Annotated in this window: 23 protein-coding genes and 1 pseudogene; 3 read left to right on the forward strand and 21 right to left on the reverse strand. The window is 36.8% G+C overall.

Annotation, left to right across the window (positions count from 1 at the left end):
- Nucleotides 1-59 precede the first annotated feature (59 nt).
- The 3 genes from ACIQXV_RS11440 to ACIQXV_RS11450 all read right to left on the reverse strand — a co-directional run bounded on the left by ACIQXV_RS11440 (nt 60) and on the right by ACIQXV_RS11450 (nt 2,458).
- Entirely contained in the window at nt 60-839 is a 780-nt protein-coding gene (locus tag ACIQXV_RS11440; RefSeq protein ID WP_402958859.1) for an ABC transporter substrate-binding protein, read from the reverse strand.
- Between the two features lie 17 nt (nt 840-856).
- Nucleotides 857-1,579 carry an amino acid ABC transporter ATP-binding protein gene (locus ACIQXV_RS11445; RefSeq protein WP_402958860.1) on the reverse strand — a complete coding sequence of 241 codons (723 nt, stop codon included), beginning with the start codon at nt 1,577-1,579 and terminating at the stop codon, nt 857-859.
- Between the two features lie 318 nt (nt 1,580-1,897).
- Nucleotides 1,898-2,458 carry a class I SAM-dependent methyltransferase gene (locus ACIQXV_RS11450; protein WP_402958861.1) on the reverse strand — a complete coding sequence of 187 codons (561 nt, stop codon included), beginning with the start codon at nt 2,456-2,458 and terminating at the stop codon, nt 1,898-1,900.
- A gap of 244 nt (nt 2,459-2,702) precedes the next feature.
- Between ACIQXV_RS11450 and ACIQXV_RS11455 the strand changes: the two genes are divergently transcribed.
- The gene (locus tag ACIQXV_RS11455) at nt 2,703-3,026 is read left to right on the forward strand and encodes a BC1872 family protein (protein ID WP_402958862.1); all 324 of its coding nucleotides are present in this window, start codon (nt 2,703-2,705) and stop codon (nt 3,024-3,026) included.
- A gap of 117 nt (nt 3,027-3,143) precedes the next feature.
- Nucleotides 3,144-4,001, forward strand: coding sequence for a tryptophan 2,3-dioxygenase (gene kynA / locus ACIQXV_RS11460; protein ID WP_402958863.1), 858 nt, complete (start codon nt 3,144-3,146; stop codon nt 3,999-4,001).
- Between the two features lie 41 nt (nt 4,002-4,042).
- On the opposite strand, the gene ACIQXV_RS11465 is transcribed toward kynA, so the two are convergent.
- The 6 genes and pseudogenes from ACIQXV_RS11465 to ACIQXV_RS11490 all read right to left on the reverse strand — a co-directional run.
- Complete coding sequence (locus tag ACIQXV_RS11465; RefSeq protein WP_402958865.1) at nt 4,043-4,240, reverse strand: hypothetical protein; 198 nt, start codon at nt 4,238-4,240, stop codon at nt 4,043-4,045.
- A 208-nt stretch (nt 4,241-4,448) separates the two neighbouring features.
- Entirely contained in the window at nt 4,449-5,111 is a 663-nt protein-coding gene (locus ACIQXV_RS11470) for a DUF2306 domain-containing protein (protein ID WP_402958866.1), read from the reverse strand.
- A gap of 14 nt (nt 5,112-5,125) precedes the next feature.
- Entirely contained in the window at nt 5,126-5,626 is a 501-nt protein-coding gene (locus ACIQXV_RS11475; RefSeq protein ID WP_402958867.1) for a GNAT family N-acetyltransferase, read from the reverse strand.
- A gap of 75 nt (nt 5,627-5,701) precedes the next feature.
- A complete protein-coding gene (locus tag ACIQXV_RS11480; RefSeq protein ID WP_402958868.1) occupies nt 5,702-6,301 on the reverse strand; it encodes a TetR/AcrR family transcriptional regulator in 600 nt (199 codons plus the stop codon).
- 34 nt (nt 6,302-6,335) lie between these two features.
- Nucleotides 6,336-6,980, reverse strand: a complete 645-nt coding sequence (locus ACIQXV_RS11485) for a VC0807 family protein (RefSeq protein ID WP_402958869.1) — start codon at nt 6,978-6,980, stop codon at nt 6,336-6,338.
- Nucleotides 6,981-7,148: 168 nt separating this feature from the next.
- Nucleotides 7,149-7,641, reverse strand: a pseudogene (locus ACIQXV_RS11490) (NAD-dependent epimerase/dehydratase family protein); the annotation flags it as partial.
- A gap of 25 nt (nt 7,642-7,666) precedes the next feature.
- On the opposite strand from ACIQXV_RS11490, the gene ACIQXV_RS11495 reads away from it, so the two are divergent.
- A complete protein-coding gene (locus ACIQXV_RS11495; RefSeq protein WP_402959246.1) occupies nt 7,667-7,855 on the forward strand; it encodes a YheC/YheD family protein in 189 nt (62 codons plus the stop codon).
- 122 nt (nt 7,856-7,977) lie between these two features.
- On the opposite strand, the gene ggt is transcribed toward ACIQXV_RS11495, so the two are convergent.
- From ggt to ACIQXV_RS11555, 12 genes are all read right to left on the reverse strand, one after another.
- On the reverse strand, nt 7,978-9,741 hold the full coding sequence (gene ggt / locus ACIQXV_RS11500; protein WP_402958870.1) for a gamma-glutamyltransferase: 1,764 nt from the start codon (nt 9,739-9,741) through the stop codon (nt 7,978-7,980).
- A gap of 269 nt (nt 9,742-10,010) precedes the next feature.
- The gene (locus tag ACIQXV_RS11505) at nt 10,011-11,312 is read right to left on the reverse strand and encodes an MFS transporter (RefSeq protein WP_402959248.1); all 1,302 of its coding nucleotides are present in this window, start codon (nt 11,310-11,312) and stop codon (nt 10,011-10,013) included.
- Nucleotides 11,313-11,919: 607 nt separating this feature from the next.
- Nucleotides 11,920-13,344 (reverse strand): NAD-dependent succinate-semialdehyde dehydrogenase, encoded by a 1,425-nt coding sequence (locus ACIQXV_RS11510; protein ID WP_402958871.1) that lies wholly within the window; start codon nt 13,342-13,344, stop codon nt 11,920-11,922.
- 211 nt (nt 13,345-13,555) lie between these two features.
- Complete coding sequence (locus ACIQXV_RS11515) at nt 13,556-14,407, reverse strand: PfkB family carbohydrate kinase (protein WP_402958873.1); 852 nt, start codon at nt 14,405-14,407, stop codon at nt 13,556-13,558.
- Nucleotides 14,408-14,509: 102 nt separating this feature from the next.
- Nucleotides 14,510-15,616, reverse strand: a complete 1,107-nt coding sequence (locus ACIQXV_RS11520; RefSeq protein WP_402958874.1) for an SIS domain-containing protein — start codon at nt 15,614-15,616, stop codon at nt 14,510-14,512.
- 45 nt (nt 15,617-15,661) lie between these two features.
- Nucleotides 15,662-16,555: a carbohydrate ABC transporter permease gene (locus tag ACIQXV_RS11525; RefSeq protein ID WP_402958875.1), complete on the reverse strand. Its 894-nt coding sequence runs from the start codon at nt 16,553-16,555 to the stop codon at nt 15,662-15,664.
- A gap of 5 nt (nt 16,556-16,560) precedes the next feature.
- Complete coding sequence (locus ACIQXV_RS11530; RefSeq protein ID WP_402958876.1) at nt 16,561-17,433, reverse strand: carbohydrate ABC transporter permease; 873 nt, start codon at nt 17,431-17,433, stop codon at nt 16,561-16,563.
- A 58-nt stretch (nt 17,434-17,491) separates the two neighbouring features.
- The gene (locus tag ACIQXV_RS11535) at nt 17,492-18,787 is read right to left on the reverse strand and encodes an ABC transporter substrate-binding protein (protein ID WP_402958877.1); all 1,296 of its coding nucleotides are present in this window, start codon (nt 18,785-18,787) and stop codon (nt 17,492-17,494) included.
- A gap of 133 nt (nt 18,788-18,920) precedes the next feature.
- Nucleotides 18,921-19,610, reverse strand: coding sequence for a FadR/GntR family transcriptional regulator (locus ACIQXV_RS11540; RefSeq protein ID WP_402958878.1), 690 nt, complete (start codon nt 19,608-19,610; stop codon nt 18,921-18,923).
- Between the two features lie 293 nt (nt 19,611-19,903).
- Nucleotides 19,904-21,286 (reverse strand): aminotransferase family protein, encoded by a 1,383-nt coding sequence (locus ACIQXV_RS11545; protein WP_402958879.1) that lies wholly within the window; start codon nt 21,284-21,286, stop codon nt 19,904-19,906.
- Nucleotides 21,287-21,330: 44 nt separating this feature from the next.
- Complete coding sequence (locus ACIQXV_RS11550) at nt 21,331-22,275, reverse strand: NAD(P)-dependent oxidoreductase (protein WP_402958880.1); 945 nt, start codon at nt 22,273-22,275, stop codon at nt 21,331-21,333.
- Between the two features lie 427 nt (nt 22,276-22,702).
- Nucleotides 22,703-22,990: an NAD-dependent epimerase/dehydratase family protein gene (locus ACIQXV_RS11555; RefSeq protein ID WP_402958881.1), complete on the reverse strand. Its 288-nt coding sequence runs from the start codon at nt 22,988-22,990 to the stop codon at nt 22,703-22,705.
- Nucleotides 22,991-23,203: the final 213 nt, after the last annotated feature.

A 23,203-nucleotide genomic window follows, 5' to 3' on the forward strand; every position in this document is an offset into this window, starting at 1 on the left:
TTATCACCCTCTCGATATTTTATTTAAGAGTGTCAACGAGTGACACCCTTATCACCCTCCTATTCTCCCAATATACTACGCCCGAACCATTTATTGCTTATTTTCTCATAGGTCCCATCCTTGATGATTTCATCAAGAGCTTTATTAATTTTTTCAAGCAGTTCCTTGTCTTCCTTTCGTACAGCAATTGCCTGGTCATCATGGGAGAGCGGTTCTCCAACATCTTTAATCTTGATTGTCCCAGCCTTAATGATTGGCAATCCGACCATTTGATCCGTAATGACTGCATCCAGCCTTCCGGTTGGCAGATCCATAAGGGCAGTAATATCGCTGTCATACTCCACCACATTGTCATGATCTGTTTGTTGCACGGCTATTTCCTTATAGGTACTTGCCTTTACAACCCCGATTTTCTTCCCTTTCAAATCAGCCAGAGATTGAATATCTTGACTGCTTTCTGCAACAAAAATTTGTGCCCCGGAACGATAATAGGTATGAGTAAAATTCACAGATTTTTTCCGCTCATCTGTGACCGTCATACTAGCAAGTATGGCATCATACTTCTTCGCCTTTAATCCTTGAATCAGGGTTTCCCAAGGGTTTGTTACTGGGACTGGCTTCATGCCCATTTTCTTAGCTAGCGCCTCGCCAATTTCTACATCAAATCCTGCTAATTTACCATTCTCTTTATAATTAAATGGCTTATACAACCCGCTCATTGCATAATGAAATTCCTTTTGGTCCTTTCCATTGCTTTTTTCTGAATTCCCACATGCAGTCAACATAATTGAAACCACTAACAGAGAGACGAACAGCCCTAACTTCCATTTTGTTTTCATGGTAACCTCCTGATTATTTAAAGAATCTTGTTTAAAAATTGCTTTGCTTTCTCATTTTGCGGATTGATAAAGAATTCATTTGGCGGTGCTTCTTCTAAGATTTTTCCATCTCCCATAAAAACGACACGATCGGCAACTTCCCGGGCGAAGCCCATTTCATGTGTGACCACAACCATGGTCATTCCTTCAGTAGCCAGCCGTTTCATCACTTGAAGAACCTCTCCCACTAATTCTGGGTCAAGGGCAGATGTCGGTTCGTCGAAAAGCATGATGCGTGGTTCCATTGCAAGGGCCCGAGCTATCGCAACCCGTTGCTTTTGCCCGCCTGATAGATTCTTTGGATACGCCATTGCTTTATCACGTAAGCCCACTTTTTCAAGTAACATCATCGATTTTTCATTAGCTTGTGCCTTGTCCATTTTCCTTACGTTAATAGGTGCTTCCATGACATTTTCTATCACATTCATATGTGGAAAAAGATTAAAATGTTGAAAAACCATTCCGACTTCTTCACGAACCTTATTGAGATTGGTTTTGACAGGGTTGATGATTTCCCCCATAAGCATGATTTCTCCCTGATCAGGCATTTCAAGAAAGTTGAGACAACGAAGCAGCGTACTTTTCCCGGAACCACTTGCACCAATGATTACGACAACCTCTTTTTTAGAAACGGATAGATCAATACCGTTTAAAACCATTTGTTTACCGAAAGACTTGATAAGGTTTCTTACTTTAATCATGTCACCCTCCTTTTATTTTTTTTAACCAGCAAGAAGGAAAAAATTATCGTTTGTGAAGGAATACTATTCTAAAATTCTTGTATATAGCTAATCCTATTAAATAGATGATGAATTTATTCGTCAGTTGTCAATTCAAGCCTATCGTCACTTTGAAGAAGGAATTCTGGCTGAACTATAGAATAATACGAACTCACCCGTTTGTTGCATAAGAAAAGACTCCCTAAATGGCAGCCTGTTTCTTTTGTTAAAGCACTTTATTGGTCAAGGGTATTCACTACTACATCATTTCCGCCTATTTCATCGACTGTTTGTGCCCCTTCATTGTTTTTGGCAAAAAATTGTTTGCCGTCCCTCTTGTTCATTTTCTTCAAAATAGAGTACTTTCCAATTGCCAAATTCAGCCAATAACTCGTTAGGCTGCAATTTATATTTAGTAGACACCCCCTGATTCTCAGTTTCAGGTGAATGACTGAAAGTTTCCATGAAAAAATAACCATTTTCATTAATAATGGTTTTCATAATGGGGAAAAGCGTGCGGTCAAGGTAATAAGTAATGATAACCAGATCAAAAGAACTGGGTTGCCATTGCAGATTATTCATTTCCGTCAAATCGCACACCCGAGGGTGGATATTGAGGTTATTTTTTGTAGCCTGTTCTTGTAAATAATTGATCGCGACATCCGATATATCGATTGCTTGGACTTTGTAGTCCATGTGTGCAAGGAATAAACTGTTTCCGCCAAGGCCACAAGCAAGATCAAGTGCTTGACCACCCTTCAGATAAGCATTCAGTTTTTTTAATCTGGGATTCGGGGCAGATTCACTTAAATCATTCACGCGTTCTGTATGTTTCGTATTCCATTTCGTTTTACTGTTCATTTGAAAACTCCCTTTAAATTCATGTTCATAATCATCTATTCATATTTTCATCTCTATATTTAGAAATTGCAAAAAATTATTTTTTAAAAAAATGCAAAAAATGTAGTCGTTTTTCAAGTTGTGTTATATAATATGATATAAATTAATAAACTGTTATATAATAAAAAAAACACGGAAAAGATGTTATCTGTTAGAAGAACTTAAGATATCCGATGAAAAAAACTTAAAAAAGGAGTAGAAGAAGATGAGCAAAACAGACTCAATAGCACGTAGAATCTTTGGTTGGAAATTAAATAGATGGGATCGATGGTATGATTATGAAAAGGGGATTTTCATTCATGATTCTGAATTTCAACCTGAGCAAAACCTTAGTCATGCGATGCTAATTATTGAAAGATTAGAGGAGTTTGGTCATAAATGCAGTACAAATGGACCGTCTGAGGTTTTTATTAATGACATCCGGGCAACAGGCGATACGTTACCACAAGCCATTACGAATGCCGCCTACTTATTCATTGAAAAAACCTTGGTGGTTGATCACTCTGGATATTGGCAACGTTTATCTTAAAACTTTTTTTGAATTCTATAAAAAATCTAATAATAAATGCAGTCGATTTCATGTTGTTGAAATCTCACTGCATTTATTTTTTTTTGATAAATAGACTTATATAAAGGGGATGATTAAATGGGGAACCTGGATAGTGGGGAGCCAAAAAAGGCTTCGGGGCTGGAAATAGAGATTCAAACCGATTTTCAAAAAGACATGTCTTACGGCGATTATCTTCACCTTGATACCATTTTATCCATTCAGCATCGACTTTCGAATCACCACGATGAAATGCTGTTTATCATCATCCATCAAACAAGCGAGTTATGGATGAAACTTATTCTGCATGAATTGAATGCCGCGATTCAGTGTATTCTTCGTAATGATTTGGAACCATCATTTAAAATGCTGTCGCGCGTTTCAAGAATTCAACAGCAGTTAATCCAATCATGGAACGTCCTTACTACTTTAACCCCGGCTGATTATATACAATTTCGACATAAACTTGGGCATTCCTCCGGATTCCAGTCCTATCAGAACCGCCTCATTGAGTTTGCTTTAGGACAAAAAAATGCTCACACCCTGGCGGTTTATAAACATCAGGTGGATCTATATAAGCGCTTGCAGAAGTCACTTCACGAACCAAGTATTTATGATGTAGCTATCTCTGCTCTCGCCGTCCATGGATTACCCGTTGACAAAAAAGTGCTAAATCGGGATTGGTCGCAAAATTATGAGCCTAATCTTAGTGTCGAGGAGGCGTGGCTGACCGTCTATCGCAACACAGACAAATACTGGGATTTATATGAGCTTGCAGAAAAACTCGTAGACATCGGTAATCAACAACAGCTTTGGCGCTTTAAACACATGTCCACGGTAGAAAGAATTATCGGGCATAAACAAGGCACAGGCGGCTCATCCGGTGTAACCTATCTAAAAAAAGTTCTCGACCATCAATTTTTCCCTGAACTCTTAAGTCTTCGGACAAAGCTTTAAATAACGAATGAAATACAAAATGGTATCAATCCCCAGAGCGTTCAAGCTTCAAGAAAGGGAACGTGCGATCGAATATAACTTTCCAAGTCAGTTTCGTCGTTACGATCAAAAAGTCGTTCCAAAACGGCAACTTGAGGTTCGGTCGCTTCAATTTTAAAGTCCCATTCCACGTCGAAAGGCTCTCTGACAATTTCATGAGATTGGATGTTTATATAATAGCTGTGTTTTTGATCATCCATTCTATCATCTCCTATCCTTTTTGTATATTTACCACAACTTTGATAGATTTAACCACTTTCCATGATTCTAGTATTCGTTTAGCGATTTTGGAAAACCAAAGCAAACACTCAACGCTGTTAATAGAGCTTATTCAAAAAAAAGGGGTCAGTCCGGCGTGTTAAAGCATTAGTTCGCTGGCAGACTGACCTTTGCAGATCTTACTAATTCCTAAACAACTGGTTTAGTCGTAGTGCGTACTTGTACTTTGGGATATTTTTTGTTTTTCCGATTCCGCCATTCAATAAATAACAGGTTTATTCCAATTCCTAGATAGACAGCGATAGGAAATGCAAGGGAGCTGTCTAAAAATAATGAAAATGGAATGACAACAATCCGAAAAGTGACAAAAACCCAAGTAATCGCGTAACTACGGAGAATCCATTCTTTATGTGCCTTTATTTTTCGTTGGGTCGCCCTGATCACACCCATTGAAGTGGTCCATAGCCATAAGAGATTAAGGACAAGAAAAGCAATCGTCGTACCTATCCCTCCCGTAGCAGAAAGTGAGAGATATGGAACCATTAGAATATTAATAAAAATGGCCACCGCATAAATTTTTCCTAGCATTTTATGCAACCTCGGGTTCTGTTGGCTTTTCTTTGTTAATTGAAACGGACCAATTGCGAGCGAGATCGTCCCTAATAAAATATGCGGATAGAAAAACCACTTCCACCCTGTCAATGAGAAATGATGGTCCTTCATTTTCCCTTTAACCATCGGAGCTTGCTCCACACCATTCAGCAAAAACATCACAAAAATATAAATGAGAAACAAACCAATAATAAAATACATCAACCCTAGCGTTAGCCTTCTTTTTGACTCAATATTCATTTTTTAATTCCCTTCTAAACTATTTTTTCAAAACATTTATATGGAGCTGTCCGGAATGGAAAGCGAATCATCCCTCTTTCTTGATAACCGGCCCGTTCGTACATCTTCACTGCCCCGGAATTTAAACTAAATACATCAAGACGGATGCTTGAATATCCATTTCTAAGTGAATAATCTTCTGCGAATTGGAGCAGCTGCTTTCCATAACCCTTCCCTTGGTAATCCGGATGAACAGCTAATCGATGAATCATTAATGGCTTTCCATCTTCATCCTCCCATTTAAGTTCCCGATATTTTTTGCTTTCATTTGTATCAACTGCGACCGCACCAATTATTTTTTTGTCTGTTGATAAACCAAATAGATTGCCCATTTTAATATCAGACTTCACGATAAATCGATTGGGATAGAATCGATCCCACTGATTTATCCCCTTTCTCCTTAAATCAGCGGTAATTTCAGCATAAAATCGAATCACTGCCTTTAATTCAATGAGTTCAATCGCTTGAATTTCCATTGATGTCACCTCTCCAACAAACCGACTGTCGGTTTGTTTTTATTTTTAAATTCCCCTTAAGAGGGGAATTTAAATTTATGTTAATGTCTTCATGATTACTTTAAATATATCACTCGAATCCACATTGTCCGTCTCCTCAGTGGATAAAATTTGTGTGACCCTTAGACCGTATGAAAAAGTGATCATCAATTTTGCCATTTTTTCTGCATCAATATTCGCAGGAATTACCCCATTGTCCTGGCCCATTTTTATCCATTTCGCACCCGTATCTTTACTGTACCTATAAATATCGTTTAGGATTTTTCTGACCTTCTCATTATCCTGACTTAACAAATAAATAAATATCAAATTGCCGATATCATGTGCATTTTGCCGCGAGTAAAAAAATTGACTGACCATGCTGAAACTTCCTTGGTTAGAGGATCCCTCTTTTATGGAACGAGTAATGGTCATGTGAAATTTTTCATTCATTTCTTCAATTTTTGATTGAAGGATAAGACCAAATAATTCATCCTTACTTTCGACATAATGATAAATTGCCCCTTTTGACAAACCTGATCTTTCGATAATGTCTTTTAATGTTGTATTACGGCAACCCTTTTCGAGAATGATTTCTTCAGTGACCGATAATATGTGTTGGAAACTCTGATTATTGTAGATCGTTGAATGATTCATTTCATTACCTTCCTTACGTAATCTAGTAGTTGTCTTATTGAATATGGGTTAGATGATCTAGGCGTACTTTTGCATATCGACGGTACACAACAGTAAAAAGAATAGCTGCTCCAATTACACTGTAAAAAATAAGTTGTGAGACTGCTAAAAAGGTGCTGATGGATAATTCATAGACAAGGATGATTTTGACGACCGCCTCACCCAATAAAGCGATACCCCAGATGGCAGTCATGATTCTTAGGACAGTACGAAAATATGGAATTTCCCAATTTTTCTGGAACTTCCCCTTTTGTTCAGCAGCATCCGCCGCACTGAATTTAATGGCAAAATGATAAATTAACGGTTTAGAAAAGAACAGTGAGGCAATAAAAATCAGTCCCAATAATCCTGTGACCATTGATTCCCTTAATAAAATGAGTTGTTCGTTTCCACCTAGCACAAATGCCAATAAACTTAAGATGAAACCGGTTAGCATAAATAGACCAAATGCATCTGCTTTTTTATATTTCACAATATGGTAAAGATTATCAGCTAATGGAATTAATGTTGCGATTAACAATGAGACAAAGCTTGAATAGTAATTTGTAAGCAAGTTATACACTACAACCGGAATAGCACCATTAATAACCAAACTAATAACAATCATTTGGATCACTTTTCTTTTAGACGAAAACTTCACGTTTCATACACCTCTTTTTATTTTCTTTATCTTTCATTTTTATAATACAAACCGACGGTCGGTTTGTCAATTAGTTTTTTTACTTTTTTTTCCTTAGGATTTGTCCTCCTCGGCAATAACACTCAAAAAACGGTGAGTTTTTCACCGTCTTAGTTGGTTCTATTCATACTAAATAAAAGAACAGGATCTTATTGGATGGAAAAGTACTTTCGGATACCAATCTATCGTACTTTCTAAACCGGAATCAAAGTCATAAGCCGGGGGCCAGTCTAACAACTCCTTTGCTTTTTGAGTAGACAGAAATTGATGTTTGTTTTCATAACTATCTTGATTTTGAATAATCGGCTGTAAATCACTATTCATCATGTTTAAGATCCGCTCAACAACTTCCATGATCATTTGCGGATTTTCGTAGCCGAAATTAAATGCTTCTCCTGCTAGCTGCCCACTTTCCAGTTTTTCTGCTGCCAGTAAATGAGCTTCCACAGCATCCCCAATGTAAAAAGAAGTCACGTACTAAGGTGGCATCACTGCGGATCTCCGGTGCTTTGTTTTGTAAAACGCATTTTATGGTATGGGGGGTGATTCGATTAAAATTCAAATCTCCACCTCCATATAAATTTCCGCATCTTATGATACATACCTGTAGTTGATAAGTATGAACCTATATTCCAATAGGAAATGAACTGGAGGGTCTAGCCGATGTCGGTTTTGATATTGGGCTAAGAAAGAATGGACATCCCGTTCTCATCGAATGCAATTGCAAGGATTTACGTTACAGCTTTCGACTTGCGAACTTGTTCAATGAATGGAAACAAACCTACTTCAATCCAATAGGGTATGGCAGATATGGATATGACCATTTACCTTCTTAAAAACGAGTTGTGAGATTCTTCATACCAAGATATAATAATCGAAAAAATGGGGTCAGTTCCCGGCGCACATTAAAGTTTTAGTTCATCGGTAGACTGACCCCAAAGATTCGGTCAAATTATTACTATTTTCCCTTCAAATTAACGCCAATGGCTGCTCCGTTGCGGCTGGAATCTGCTACTCCCTTAAACGTGCCATTTTGATGATCAATTAATATGCTCTGAACATTTCCAATCGTTACAGGGCTAGAACCAAATTTATGCCCCATAATATTTAACTGATTCATTACCTCTTTTGAAATACCCGATTCGTAACGATAAGAGTTTAAGTTATTTGTATAAATTCTTGGCTCCTCTACCGCTGCCTTTAGTTCCATATCATACTCAATTGCATGGAGAATCGTCTGTAATACAGATGTGATAATGGTTGCACCGCCGGGTGATCCAGCAGTTAAAACTGGCTTGTCATCCTTGAACACAATTGTTGGGGTCATGCTGCTTAATGGACGTTTATTTGGCTGCACTTCATTTGCACCGCCAGGCACTGCATCAAAGTCAGTTAATTCATTATTCAATAGAAAACCATATCCTGGGACCATGATTCCGGTACCAAATAATTGTTCAATTGTCGTTGTATAGGAAACGACATTTCCCCATCTGTCGGTAACGGAAAAATGAGTTGTTTCTCCATATTTTCGATCATCAGGCTGTTTTGTCAACTGATAATTCGCTGAAGTGGATTCGTATTTCCAAGGATCTCCTGCCTTTGGATTCTTGTTAACACTATTGAGACTGATGAGTTTTTGACGTTCCTTAATATATTCAGGATGTAAAAGTCCCTTTAATGGTACATTCACGAATTCAGGATCACCTGCATACGCCGCACGGTCTGCGTAAGCTAAATGCATTGTCTCTGCTAGCAGATGATATTTTTGCCATGATTTCACATCATATTGTGAAAGATGATAATCATCCAAAATCTTTAGCATTTGTAAAAGGAACGCTCCGCCTGAGCTTGGTGGTGGCATACTCGCAATCTGATAGCCTTGATAGTCACCCCAGATTGGTTGATCAATCGTAACATGATAGTTTTTTAAATCATCGACTGTCATGGAACTACCAAATTTCTGAACTGTACTTGCAAGTGCTTGCGCTATCGGCCCATTATATAAAGCATCGGAACCTTGAGATCGAATCAATTTAAATGTGTTTGCCAAATCCTTTTGGACAAGAGTATCTCCTTCTTGTAATGGTTTTCCTTTTGGAAGAAAGACGTCCTTGGCTGCTGTCCTTAAAAGCATTTCTTTGTTATCAGCAATAGCATCTGCTAATACCGAATCAATCGGAAAGCCTTTATCTGCAAGCTTAACTGCTGGACCAATCAGCTGCTGCATTGGGCGGGTTCCCCATTTTTCCAAAGCTGTTTCGAGCCCTTTTAATGTACCAGGGACCCCAACCGCTTTACCGCCTGTTGCACGTTCAGCAAATGGAATTGGTTGTCCATTTTGATCTAAAAACATATCAGGAGTTGCTCCTTGTGGGGCTCGCTCCCGGCTATTAATGATGGTTGTTTCTTTTGTTTTGCCATCATAAAACATCAAAAAGCCGCCTCCGCCAATGCCCGACATCATTGGCTCAACAACATTTAGCGCTAACTGTATCGCTACTGCCGCATCAATCGCATTCCCGCCTGTTCTTAACACTTCAGCTCCAATTTCTGACGCTAATGGATGTGCAGTCGCAACCATTCCATCCTTTCCAACGGCAACCTGGCTGTACTTTTCATAATCAACGGTTTTCCCTTTAGCTTGAGCGCTAAAAGGCAGTGTCCCCACAATCAGAAGGACACTAAATAAAACGGCAATCCAACCTTTGCAAAAACCCCTCATCCTTTTCTCCCCCTCAAATTAACTTGTTTCAAATTAATTTTATCAAAAGGATAGAGCGGACGGAAAATTTTTACTTTAATTCCTTATTTTTGATTAGAAACTCCTATAATATCTAATTCTAAAGTAATAAAGCGAAATAAAATGTTCAAAAATGATTCTCCGAATATAACCAATCAATTTGAAATAAATGGATAAACCAAAACTAGGAAGATGATAAATTAGAATTAGTTTAAAAAAATATAAGTACAAAATAACACAATAATATAATCTTAGTCATTTTTACGAGACCAAATAACAACCGGAATCAATAACAGTGATAGAATGCCTCCTGCAAGGGAGAGTGTTGCATAACTTGTTTGGGCAACAACCATCCCTGAAAGTGCTCCTCCAGTCGCTCCAGCTAATGCGATCAAAACATCTACAGTTCCCTGTGTTTTTGCACGTGTTGAGGGATGTGTTGCATCAACGATGAGTGCCGTACCGCAAATTAAACCGAAGTTCCAGCCGAGCCCAAGCAAAGCGAGTGCGATGATGAGAAACAGCATGGAATCAGCAGGTGCAATAGCCGCAAAAGCCCCGGCAGCAAGCAAAGTAGCACCAGCAGCAATTGCCATTGCTGAGCGGCCAATCTTATCAACGAGAATGCCTGTCACAAATGATGGGAGGTACATGAATGCCACATGAATACTGATGACCATTCCCACCTCACTCAATCCATGTCCATGATGCCTCATGTGGACTGGTGTCATGGTCATAATGCCAACCATAACCATTTGAGTTAAAATCATTAATGCTGTTCCAACAACGATACCCCTCCCCTCTATCCTTTGAGTGTCGCTGGAGTTCACAATTGAAAGATCTTCCTTATCCCTGCTTATTACTGCTGCAAGGCCGTTCGCCACTAGGAGAGGATCTGGACGAAGGAAAAATAAGTGTACCAAACCGGCTAGAATGAAAGCAGTGGCAGCCAGAATAAATGGACCGGCTAATGCCGGAACACCGATTGACGCCGCAAATCCCCCCATTACATCAACCAAGTTTGGACCTGCAACAGCTCCGAACGTGGTAGAAACCATGGCAATACTAATGGCTGTCGCCCGCTGTTTAGTTTTGGCCATATCGGTACCCGCATAGCGTGCTTGTAGGTTCGTTGCTGAACCAGCTCCATAGATTAATAGTGAAACAAAAAGTAATAGAATATTATTCGATAATGCTGAAATCACGACTCCAACAGCACCAATTCCACCCGTCAAAAATCCTGCGGCAAGTCCAAACCGACGTCCATTACGTTGAGAGAGCCGCCCTACAAGATAGGCTGCTGCTGCTGAGCCCAAAGTGAACAATGCAGTTGGAACTCCGGCAAAACGATCTGTACCAAGCATATCTTGAGCAATCAGTGCCCCGACAGTAATTCCTGCAGCGAGTCCGGCACCACCAAAAATTTGGGAAATGACTACAACTAACAACGTCCGTCTATATAACTGTTTTTGTTTTTCCGGGGAATCAATGTAACTATTTAACCAATCCGGTTGACCTTCTAAAACCTTTGAATCATCCGCGTTATGGGACATCAATCCGTCCGCCTTTCCATTTTCAACGTTTATTATTGGTTTTCCAACTGCCGGAAACAAGGGGAAGGCTCCCATGCTTTTATAAGTTGGAAGAAGCACATGGAACCGTCCCTGTGCATCATGCTAACTCATTGTAAAATTATAACATATTTTTGGCAGGTTGAATTGTCCTATCTATAGGATTCCTATCCCTTAAATTAATTTATATTTTAACACATTAACAAATTAAAATTTTACATTATTATTGAATTAAAACATTATTAAAATCACATGGGAAGGAGGAATAAGATGGATGAATTATACAGTTGGGATTAGCAAACAAAGAATCCATTAGTTACAGCGGTAGGAACGATTGTCGAAGTGAACAAGGCAGCTGCACTAAGTGATACAGAAATTGCCTAAAGATTACTAGCGAGGAAATCGATGCCCTTATTTTTTTTCGCAGGAAATCAATAATAAAAAGAACCTTCTCAACCTGATTTTTGAGGAGGTTTATGGAATACTATGAAACTCTTTTTAAAGAAGCCAATTCCCGTATTTAGGAATACTATCATTTTTCGTATTTTCGTCCACTGTCCTTACCTTGGAACATCTTCCTCATTAGGCATCATAATTGGATTCTAGTAGATGTCATTTTTGTAGTTAGATAATCTTCTATCCCTTCACTGCCACCTTCTCTTCCTAGTCCACTTTCTTTTACTCCGCCGAATGGTGCTTGAACAGAGAATGGGGCGGAGTCATTGATCCCAACCATTCCATATTCTAGTTTTTCTGAAACACGGTACATACGTGATAAATCATTTGTATAAAAATAGGAAGCTAATCCATACTCAATATCATTTGCTCGTTGGATGACTTCTTCTTCAGAAGAGAATCGAATTAATGGAACAACCGGACCAAAAGTTTCTTCATGTAAAATCTTCATGCCTTCCTTGCCATTTAGCAATAAGGTAGGACAATAGAAAAAGCCTTTATCATACTCACCACCTGTTAGTCTTTCGCCCCCATAAAGAACTGAAGCCCCTTTACCCAAGGCATCCTCAACCTGCTCTTCCATTTTGGCTATGGCCCCTTCATTAATAAGTGGTCCAATATGAATGGTTTCATGAATGCCATTCCCAACATTTAGTTGCGAGACTCTTTCCTTAAGTTTCACGGAAAAATCATCGTAGATATTATCATGAATATAGATTCGGTTAGTGCATACACACTGCTGACCGGAAGAGGCAAATTTACTTTGAATAACCCCCTCAATCGCTAAATCGATGTCTGCATCTTCGAATACGATTAATGGAGCGTGTCCCCCTAATTCCATCGATACTCTTTTAACAGTATCTGCCGATTGACGAATAAGTTTTTTTCCTACCTCTGTTGAACCAGTAAAGGAAATCTTTCGTACATCTTTACTTTCCATCAAGGTGCCGACTATCTTATCAGAATTTCCCATAACAAGATTGACTACCCCTCTTGGAAATCCTACCTCATCAAAGATTTTAAAGAGTGCAACGGATGATAAAGGCGCTTCTTTGGAAGGCTTTAGGATGACAGTACATCCTGCTGCCAATGCTGGTGCAAGCTTTCTTGCTGTCATGGATAAGGGGAAATTCCAAGGTGTTATTGCGCCAACCACTCCAACTGGCTGTTTCGTTACATTAATACGTTTATTCGGTGCAGAAGCAGGAATAATTCGACCGTATACCCTGCGTGACTCCTCGGCAAACCATTGAAAAAATGATATGGTACTCTGAACCTCATAGCGTGCATTGTGTATAGATTTTCCCATCTCTGTCGTAATCAATTGGGCTAAATGCTCACGCTGCTCTGTTAACTTTTCCACTGTTTTATGTAAATAATTTACACGATCGTCTACAGGAAGCTGGGACCATTCCTTAAATGCTTCCTTTGCTGCATCTATTGCATCCTTTGTCTCATGAATTCCCACAGTGTAAACTTTATCCACTAGTTCACCCGATGCCGGATTAAACACCTCAATGGTTCCATTCGTTTTGATCCATTCTCCGTTAATATACATTTTGCCAAACTCCTTCCCATCATCTACTCAAATTTAATGTTAATTATAGTATATATTATATATCTTACCATATACCAAATCATATATGATTTCAATTATAAATATTCAGAATTTTTTATATATCATTTTAAATATAAAGAACGAGAGTCCATCAAATCTTTTATTAAATTAGTTGGCAGACTCCCATGATTTTTAGAGTTTTAGCGTGGATTTAGTTTGACGATCTACCAATGCTCTCAGACCATTCCTTCTTAGATAAGCCATAACCAAAAGCACCGTAATAACCGCAGGTAACTGCAGCTGCTCTAGCAGCTTTTCCTAAACTAATTTCTATATCTTTAGATTCATAATATTTTGTTAAGAACATAGCAATAAATGAATCCCCCGCTCCTAATGTATCGACGACTTTCGTTTGTACAATCGGTTGTTCAAACAGTTGCTTAGAGTCTGAAAAAATAGCACCATGTTCACCTCTTGTTATTCCAACGTTTTTAGCACCCAAATGATGAACCGTTTCGATGAATTCCAGGCATTCTTCTTTCGTTAAGTCACTGCCGGAGAAAAAAGCGAAATCTAGGTAAGGACAAGTTGCTGCTAAATATTTCTTTTCCCTTACTTGAGAGAAATCAAACGATATTGAAATGTCCTTACTCAAACCTGGAAGTTCACTTTCAAGATTGCTATAAACACTTGTGTGAAGAAGTGTGTGTGAATGAATAAATTGCAAATCCTCAGGAGTAAGTTGAATTTTGACAAGTGATTGAACTCCTCCTTTATTCCATCCTAAAAATTTTCGGTCACCATTTTCTGACAATCTGACCTTAGCAATCCCTGACTCACCAACTACTCTCCTTATTCTCGAAACATTAATTTTTTCTTTTATTAATGATTGCTCAATATGATCCCCTTCATGATCATTACCTATTATTCCAATATAAGAACTTGTTTCTACACCGTATCTTTTGCCAAAAACGGCTACATTTAATGCATTTCCACCGGGATAAACTTTCTCCTGATCAACATAGTAATCTACTACATTATCACCAACCGCTATTAGTTTCATAAATTCACTCTCATTTCGTATGTTTGGTTATGTTAGTCGCTAATAAAATCAGCTGTCGAAAATTTCTCAACAGCTCTATTCTTTAATTATTTGGATGATGGATTAATAGGCAACAGTTCGATAGTATCTTCTTAAATCTAAAGAATGATTTCGTTTATCCTCCAAATGAACACTTAGTCTCTGCAATACTGTACCCATTATAAGTGGTGAAAGGTATCCTCTAAATTGCTCACTAATTCCGTCCATTTCATAGTCTTTCGTATCAAATACGGTTAATTTATTGGTGTACTTTTCAGCGAATTTTTCAACTCGCTCAATTAATGGAACGGTTTCGTCTTCGCCCTTCAAAACAAGTATACTTGTATCCTCTTCAACTAGTTCTAATGTACCGTGAAAAAATTCAGCTGCATGAATCGTTTTGGTGCGAATCCATTGCATCTCCTCTAATACACACATTGCATACGAGTATGCTTTACCCCATAAATTACCCGAAGCTACAACCATATGATATGTTTCATCTTTATATTTTTGGGCGAACTCCTCTGCTTTACCTTCAGCAACATGTTTCACAGCAACTAACTTTTCAGGAATACTTTGTAATTCAGAAACAAACTTATCATATTCAGGGAAATCATTATTATTATGCATCAGTCTAAAAATAAGGATGTATAACTGTAGATTAATTGAATCAGATGCAAAGTCATTTTCGCAAAAATTAACCAGCTTGTAGTCAACTAAATCACCTAGAGGTGTTTTTTCATATCCAACTAATCCAATTGTGGTCGCACCTTTTTCCTTACAAAACTTAGCAGCAGCAACGGTTTCTTGTGTTGTTCCAGATAATGATGACAAAATAACAAGTGATTCTTCACCAAAATGCTTATCATTCATTAGCATAAATTCAGCTGCTATTTTTGCATAAACAGGTTTTGTTGATGTTGAGTTTAATATGTATTCAAACGGATACATAATAGCAATAGAACCACCAGAGCCAATTAAAAAGATATTTTTAAATCCTTTATTTGAAATTTCATCAATAATAAATTCGGCTTGTTCTCGTAATGATAAAGCCCCTTTTGTAACTTCCAAATACTTACTTTTATCAAAATTCAACATATCAATCTCTCCTTCTATAATTAGTAAATTAAAATGATTTCGATGGATCATATTTCTTTTACGTACCAGGGCCTCTGCTTCAACCACACTCATCGTAATTGCCAGCTATTCAGTATCGTCAAACTGATAAGATTTTAATTATCCTTTCACTCCACCATCTGCTAAACCTCTGATAAAGTATTTCTGAGTGAAGATAAACAATAAAATAATGGGTAATGCTGATAATGTTAATCCAGCCAGCATAACTCCCCAATTGGTACTCACCGCACCTCTAAAAGCGAGTAACCCTGTTGGGATTGTTTTTAATGCATCATCATCAATAAAAACAAGAGAAAACATAAACTCATTCCATGCAAAGAAAGATGTTAATACAGTAGCAGTAAGAATAATAGGCATGCTAAGCGGTATAATGACACGGAATAAAACACCCATACTTGTACATCCATCTAGGTAGGCTGACTCCTCTAATTCTTTATCAATACTCATAAAGTGAGCACGAAATAACAAAACAGACAGTGGAATTTGATAGGCAACGTACGGAAGAATCAAGGCCCAATACGTGTTATAGATTCCAATGTCTTGAATAAGCTGATAAAGTGGAATCAAGCTTACTTGCGGAGAAAACATTAATCCCGCAGCAAATAATAAGAAAAAGAATGTTTTTCCTTTAAATTCAAATCTTGACAGAGAATAAGCTGTAAATGCGCTAAATAAAACCGTTAATAAACAAGTGAGACAGGTTACAAAAATACTATTGAAAAAATACTTAGATATCCCTTGATTCCATGCATTTTTATAATTCTGAAACAACCACTCTTTTGGGAGGCCCCATGAATCCCCGAAAATTGCTGTGGTTTCTTTAAAAGAACTTATGACCATCCATAACAACGGAAAGGCAATAGATACAAAATAGGCCAACAAAATACATGAAACAAATCCGATTTTAATACGAGAAAAAATTGATTTTCTCGATTTTAACGTCGGGCTTACTGTAATCAAATCAGTCGTCGTTAAAATTGAACGCTCATCCATATTCATCACTCCTTTCCAGTTTTAAATACCTTCATTTGTAAGAAAGATAAAATTAAGGTAATGACAAAAATGATATTCGCAATTGTTGAGGCATATCCCATATCACCATTTATAAAAGCGCTATGAAATAATTGTGTTCCTAATACTTCTGTTGCCTGACCTGGTCCACCATTCGTTAAAATGTATACCTGATTAAAGACTAGAAAGGCACCAGATAATGTAATAACGGATGCAACAATCATCGTCTCTTTTACCATTGGAACGGTAAGTTTGAAAAAAATCTGTATTTTCGATGCACCATCTAGTACTGCTGCTTCATAAAGAGTTGGTGGTATTTTTTGGATTGCAACAATAAAGAGCATCATTACATATCCAATGCTTTGCCATTGTGACATCGCTATCACTGCATAAATAGCTGTCTCACTATTGCCTAGCCATCCAGTTACTAGACTCCCTAATCCAATTAATTGAAGAAATTGGTTTAATAGACCTTCAGGATCATAAATGAAATTAAATAGTAAGCCAATGACAGAAGTAGAAATAAGCACGGGTATAAAATACATTGTTCTAAATGTTGTTGAAAATCTTTTAAAGACAGTGTCTTCTAAAATGGCAGCAATCACAAGTCCACCGCCAATTTGAAATACCATTGAGATAATGGCATAAAGGACATTATTTTTTAATGACTGATAAAAAATCTTGTCTTCTAATAGCTTTTGATAATTTTGAATACCTATGAACTCTTTAATAGTTGAAAAAGTATTCCATTCATAGAAACTATATTTGATATTTTGAATTAATGGGTAATATATAAAAAGACATACCAATATTAGACTCGGAACAAGAAAGAGGTATGGAGTTATTTTTTTACTTACCATCACGTACCCTCCATTGAAGAGAGTAAAGTGGAAATTTCCACTTTACTCCTTTGTTATTTTACTCAGTTGATTCTCGAACCTTTTTAGCTGCATTTTGAACTTCTTTCATAACTTCCTCTGCTGTCTTTTCCTTATTCATCATTTGTTGGGCACCATTCAAATAAACATCGACGATTTTACTATCTAATGCTGTATCTAACCAGACATTCATTCCAGTAGCCTGATTGATGGTTTCAACAACCTCAATCATTTTGTCATCTGCGCTATTTTCATTAACCGCACCGATAGAAGAGCTTACCATTCCGGTTTCTTTTACCATTTTTTCAGCTTCATTTTTAGATGTTAGGAAATTCAAAAATTTAATGGCCATGTCTGGATTTCTCGTTTTTGAAGAAACCATAAATCCTTGGGAAGCACCAGTAAGTTCTTTTGGATCACCTTTTCCGACTTCAATTCCTGGGAAGTTAAACCAACTCCATTCAAATTTTGCTGGTTTAATATACGGAATTTGATTGAATTGATTATAGTAGATTGCGGCCTTTCCATTAACAAATGCATTAATAGCTGAATCATCGGTTACAGCATTTGGCTCTTGTGTAAAGTAAGGCTCTAATTCTTGAATTTTATTTAATGCATCTACGTAACCTTGATTTGTAAATTCTCCTTTTGAACGGTCATAGTCGTTCTTAAGGACTGTTGGATCAACAATTCTTTGATTCAACGTTGTTAGGTAATGTCCCACAGCCCAGTTTGATTGATTTCCAAAAGCGATTGGTGTAATATTATTTTCTTTGATTATTTTTAATGTGCCAATAAAATCATTCCAAGTGGCTGGCACTTCTAAATTAAGCTTTTTAAATATTTCTTTGTTGTAGAAGAACGCCTTCCCATCCATGATAATTGGTACACCATAAACTTTTTCATTAAATGTATACGGGCCAAATTGTGAAGTTACCACTTGCTTAGAAAGCTCAGTTCCCTCTTTAGTATATTGGGTTAAATCTAACGCTTTGCCTCCACGAACAAATTTTTGTGCATACTCTCCGCTCCAAGCAAAGAAAATATCAGGTGGATTACTGCTGCCTAATAACACATTAATTTTCTGTTTATAATCATCATTAATCGCACTAGATATTTTGATCTTTACATTAGGATTTTGTTTTTCGAATTCTTTAACTACACTATCAAAATATTGCTTATTCGCTCCGTCAGCAAATCGGTGAAAGAAAGATAATTGTATCTTATCTCCCTCCTCTTTTTCACTCGAACCACTAGAAGAATTTGTACAACCCAACATAGCAATAGTTAACATTAGTAATGCGGAAACTATTAAAAATATTCTGTATTTTCTCATTAACATTCTCCTCACTAAAAAATTTAATAGGACTTTTTCATTAAACCTACCGTATAAAAAGGGGTTAAACAAACAATATTATTTGTCTCTCTTTTCAAAGACATCTCTACACAGTAAATAGTTGCTACTGTCTTCAAAACAAATTCATATTTCGAAGCATTTCCAATTCATTTCTAATTTCATTCATATGGTCTTTCATTACTGTCACAGCAGCATTTTGATCTCTTGTTTCGATGGCGTTGATTAAATTCCAATGGTGTTCTAGTGCTACTTTTACAGTTTGTGTGTATTTTGTTACATCAAATAACGAATTTCCAGTAAGCTCAAAAAATGTTTTTGCTAATACTACAAATACTTTATTTTGTGTAGCATTTGCAAGAGTCAAGTGAAAATTAAAATCTTCAAGTAAAAATTCCGAAATAATATTCTTCTTATCCTCCATTCTCTTGTATAATTCTTTTAACCTATCTATATCCTCTTTTGTTGCTCTATTAACAGCTCTTTTGATAATTGAAACTTCAAGAAACTCACGGACCTCAAGAATATCTTCTGCACTAGTTTGATCATTTTGAAGAATTCTCTTTAAAGATTCAGTAACAATATCTCCTTGGGGTTTAATGACATATACTCCTTTGCCTTGATGGATGTACAAAAATCCTTTTTCTTCAAGTACTCTAAATGCCTCTCTAACCACATGTCTACTAACATTTTGTTCTTTTGACATTTCTCTTTCAGAAGGTAATTTATCTCCTTCTTTTAAAGTTCCTTCAATAATCTTCTTTTCAATGTCAGCCACGATGTCTAAATATAAGGCCTCACTCATTTCCATACCTCTTTTTTATTCATTTTCACTATCATGATCGGTTTGTGTGATCCTCCTTAGGAAATAATTATCATTTATACATAATTTAGCTATTAACCTTGCTAAATATTGAAGTTTCTTCTGGTTGTACTGGTTGGACCAATCTAAGCACAACTTTGGTTGGACTGGTTGGACCAGTGATAACATAATTATAATTTTAATATTCTGAATAGTCAATGTATAACTTTAATAAATCTTAATACTTTTAAGTTTTTTATTTGTTTATAGTAAGTCAAATTTTGAAGAAAGTTATTTTATATGGCTAATTTATTTCGTATTTCCGAGATGGAATCTTCCAAAATTTGAATAACATCACCTATTTGATTTTCATTAATAATTAATGGTGGAGCTAAGACGATTGTATTCATACCTTCATAGGTTACAGATCGGCAAATAAGACCTTTTTCGGCTGCCAGTGCTACGACATTCGCCGCCACTTGAAGTTCGGTTGGGAAATTGTCTTTTTGACCACTTGTTGGTCTTAAATCAAATGCACCTAAGAGTCCCTTAGCTCTTGTATTCGTAACAATATCAAATTTCCGTTCTAGCGATTCAAAGCCATCTAACATTATCTGACCCATATTTTTCGAGTTATCAACTAGTCCTTCCCGCTCAATAATTTCAATGTTCTTCAAAGCTACTGCACAGGCAGTAGGATGACCGCTATAAGTAAACCCATGGAATAACGTACCTGTAGATAATTCAATCATATTCTTGTGCATTTTTTCGGACAATACTACACCACCTAGTGGAATATAACCACTGGTAATTCCTTTTGCCATTGTCATTACATCCGGAACGACACTCCAATTATCCATCCCAAACATTTTACCAGTACGACCAAAGCCCGTAATGACTTCATCTATAATAAATATAATGCCATACTCGTTACATATTTGGCGAACCTGCTCCATGTATCCATCAGAAGGGAAAATCAACCCACCTGCACCCTGAATTGGTTCAGCTAAAAAGGCGGCAATGGTCTCTGGTCCTTCAGTTTCAATTAATTGACGAATTTTTCCTCCACATGCACATTTATCACCTGATACTGGGGGCGTATGACCTTGAATTTCACAATTTGGAACGTCAGCATACAGGATATTCTTCTCTACTGAGCCTGCCATCTCCCAGAATTCTGGTATTCCTGTTAGGCTGGTTGCACCTGTAGAAACACCGTGGTAAGCCTTCTTCCGTGAAATAATTTTCATTCGTTCAGGTCTTCCTTTTAACCTCCAATAATGTCTAACTAACTTTATCGCAGAATCATTAGACTCTGAGCCACCTGAAGTAAAAAATACTGTCGATAAATCTCCTGGAGCCAAACTTGCTATTTTCTCTGATAAAATAATAGCGGGCTCATGGCTGAACGTAGAAAATGCTGAGCTATATGCCATCTTTCCCATCTGTTTATAAGCCACTTCTGCAAGTTCTTGCCTACCATGTCCAATATTTACATTCCATAATGATGACATGCCATCGATCACTTGCCTACCGTCCATATCCTTCAAATAAATCCCATTTCCTTCTGAGAAAATAAAGCTTGCTCCATGAGTCTGCTGCTGCTTGATTGATGTTGTAGGATGGATAAAGTGTTTTTTGTCCAACTCAATCAAATGTTCCCTTGAATACTTTTCCAATACAGTCACTCCCAACCTATTTATTAAGAAAGGTATTTTCTCTTTCAGAAATTTACTGAATTTCGAATATCCCCTTTAAAAAACTCTATAAGATTATTAATGGAAATCCTAAATATTTCATTATTTGCCCCAGGAGTGTTAAATGCAATGTGTGGACTAAGAATGACATTATCCAGTGTCAAAAGTGGGTTTTGTTTCGAAATTGGCTCTTCATCAAAAACATCAATACCCGCTCCCGCAATTCGGTTTGAGGAAAGCATTTCAACTAAAGCATCAGTATCTATTAATTCTGCTCTTGATGTATTAATTAGAAATGCCTCTTGTTTCATCAACGAAAGTTCTTTCTTTCCTAACATTTTCTTAGTTTGGTCCGTATAAGGAAGATGAAGGGAAACAAAATCTGATTTTTCAAGAAGGTCTTCTAAACTAGTAAACGACAAACCTAATTTTTGAGCTCTTTCAGGATTCGGGTTAAATGTCCAACAAATTACATTCATTCCAATTGCTTTACAAAATTCCGCCATTCTTTGGCCTATTCCACCCAAGCCAATCAAACCAATTGTTTTTCCCTTTAATTCTATACTCGTTCTAGACTGATCCCAAATACCTTGTCCTACTGTTGTGTGGTTATGATTTATGTTTTTAGCTAGGGATAAAACCAAAGACAGAGCATGTTCAGCAACCGCATTATCTGCATATCCTGGAGTGTTTGTAACGATAATCCCACGAGATTCTGCATATTTCAAATTTACAAAATTTGATGCTCCAATCCCAGTAAATGAAATAATCTTTAAATTGGGGCATTCAGCTATAACTTCATTAGGGATAGACCATCCTAGGAGGATCGCATCAGCATTTCTTACCCTATTAATATATTCATCGTTCGTTTCAGGTCTTCCTATAAAAGTTTGAAAATCACCATACTGTTTTAATGGAGTAATGATATCATCAGATAAATGATGATCTGCATCTGGAAAAACGATTAACACCTCGTATCACCTCACATAATTAATTACTACCTCAAGATATTCATTTATTAAAATTGCTCTAAAAATTATTAATTACTTTGTTTCAGAATTTTTTACAATTCATTTCGATGTTCTAGTCCTATCCCCAATATTTTCCTCCTTCCCATAAGCATTGGAACCGTTTGCATTTGTTGGGCTAACCATGGAATACCATTATTATATTATATGAGTTTTAATTAGTCAAAATATTATCAATTTTTGAAATTATCAAAACCCCTACTTATAAAGAATTATTATAATGAAACTGTAATCCTCATTGTTGCTTCCAATAAAATTGGAATATAGGGTTGGATCGTTTCCTGATTCCATCTGTCTAGCAATGTTTAAATCAATGGCAGAAATCTCCTATCAATTTATTCGTTTTCGGCCATAATAGAATAAATATTAATTAACATACCAAATTTACTTGACCTGCCAATTTGCTACGTAATGCGATGTCATTTAATTCAGGAGTCATTTCTTTCACATGGCCAAAATGTGCAGCTCCAGTTGCACTTACTACTGCATCTATTTTACCAACTTTCTTATACATTTCTTTGATGCTTTCAGTTGAGGTAATGTCTACATGAATATTTGATTTCCTCTTACTGGCTTGGATGATTTCAAAATCATTTTTTAAATCCTCCACTATAAGACTCCCTATTGTTCCGCTTGCACCTACAATTAATACTCTCATTCTCTTCGCGAACCTCCTAATGTTTTTTTAACAGAATTTTCAGATATACGTTCAATTCAATATATTCCTGCAATTAAACTATTCGTTGAGGTTCCATATTTTCCTTCTACATAAATTAATACAACATCACTCTATCAAAATAAAATGGGAAGAGAAAAGAGTGCCAGGGACTATCCAAATTTATGAAAGGTACCTTTTTAATGTTACAATTTC

The sequence above is a fragment of the Neobacillus sp. NPDC097160 genome (assembly GCF_044762155.1).
In the GTDB taxonomy this organism is placed as follows: Bacteria; Bacillota; Bacilli; order Bacillales; family Cytobacillaceae; genus Neobacillus.

Excerpts from the sequence above, each read along its gene's own strand:
- ACIQXV_RS11440 (WP_402958859.1), bottom strand. The coding sequence starts at position 839 with ATGAAAACAAAATGGAAGTTAGGGCTGTTCGTCTCTCTGTTAGTGGTT.
- ACIQXV_RS11445 (WP_402958860.1), bottom strand. The coding sequence starts at position 1,579 with ATGATTAAAGTAAGAAACCTTATCAAGTCTTTCGGTAAACAAATGGTT.
- ACIQXV_RS11450 (WP_402958861.1), bottom strand. The coding sequence starts at position 2,458 with ATGAACAGTAAAACGAAATGGAATACGAAACATACAGAACGCGTGAAT.
- ACIQXV_RS11455 (WP_402958862.1), top strand. The coding sequence starts at position 2,703 with ATGAGCAAAACAGACTCAATAGCACGTAGAATCTTTGGTTGGAAATTA.
- kynA (WP_402958863.1), top strand. The coding sequence starts at position 3,144 with ATGGGGAACCTGGATAGTGGGGAGCCAAAAAAGGCTTCGGGGCTGGAA.
- ACIQXV_RS11465 (WP_402958865.1), bottom strand. The coding sequence starts at position 4,240 with ATGGATGATCAAAAACACAGCTATTATATAAACATCCAATCTCATGAA.
- ACIQXV_RS11470 (WP_402958866.1), bottom strand. The coding sequence starts at position 5,111 with ATGAATATTGAGTCAAAAAGAAGGCTAACGCTAGGGTTGATGTATTTT.
- ACIQXV_RS11475 (WP_402958867.1), bottom strand. The coding sequence starts at position 5,626 with ATGGAAATTCAAGCGATTGAACTCATTGAATTAAAGGCAGTGATTCGA.
- ACIQXV_RS11480 (WP_402958868.1), bottom strand. The coding sequence starts at position 6,301 with ATGAATCATTCAACGATCTACAATAATCAGAGTTTCCAACACATATTA.
- ggt (WP_402958870.1), bottom strand. The coding sequence starts at position 9,741 with ATGAGGGGTTTTTGCAAAGGTTGGATTGCCGTTTTATTTAGTGTCCTT.
- ACIQXV_RS11505 (WP_402959248.1), bottom strand. The coding sequence starts at position 11,312 with ATGTCCCATAACGCGGATGATTCAAAGGTTTTAGAAGGTCAACCGGAT.
- ACIQXV_RS11510 (WP_402958871.1), bottom strand. The coding sequence starts at position 13,344 with ATGTATATTAACGGAGAATGGATCAAAACGAATGGAACCATTGAGGTG.
- ACIQXV_RS11515 (WP_402958873.1), bottom strand. The coding sequence starts at position 14,407 with ATGAAACTAATAGCGGTTGGTGATAATGTAGTAGATTACTATGTTGAT.
- ACIQXV_RS11520 (WP_402958874.1), bottom strand. The coding sequence starts at position 15,616 with ATGAGTGTGGTTGAAGCAGAGGCCCTGGTACGTAAAAGAAATATGATC.
- ACIQXV_RS11525 (WP_402958875.1), bottom strand. The coding sequence starts at position 16,555 with ATGGATGAGCGTTCAATTTTAACGACGACTGATTTGATTACAGTAAGC.
- ACIQXV_RS11530 (WP_402958876.1), bottom strand. The coding sequence starts at position 17,433 with ATGGTAAGTAAAAAAATAACTCCATACCTCTTTCTTGTTCCGAGTCTA.
- ACIQXV_RS11535 (WP_402958877.1), bottom strand. The coding sequence starts at position 18,787 with ATGAGAAAATACAGAATATTTTTAATAGTTTCCGCATTACTAATGTTA.
- ACIQXV_RS11540 (WP_402958878.1), bottom strand. The coding sequence starts at position 19,610 with ATGAGTGAGGCCTTATATTTAGACATCGTGGCTGACATTGAAAAGAAG.
- ACIQXV_RS11555 (WP_402958881.1), bottom strand. The coding sequence starts at position 22,990 with ATGAGAGTATTAATTGTAGGTGCAAGCGGAACAATAGGGAGTCTTATA.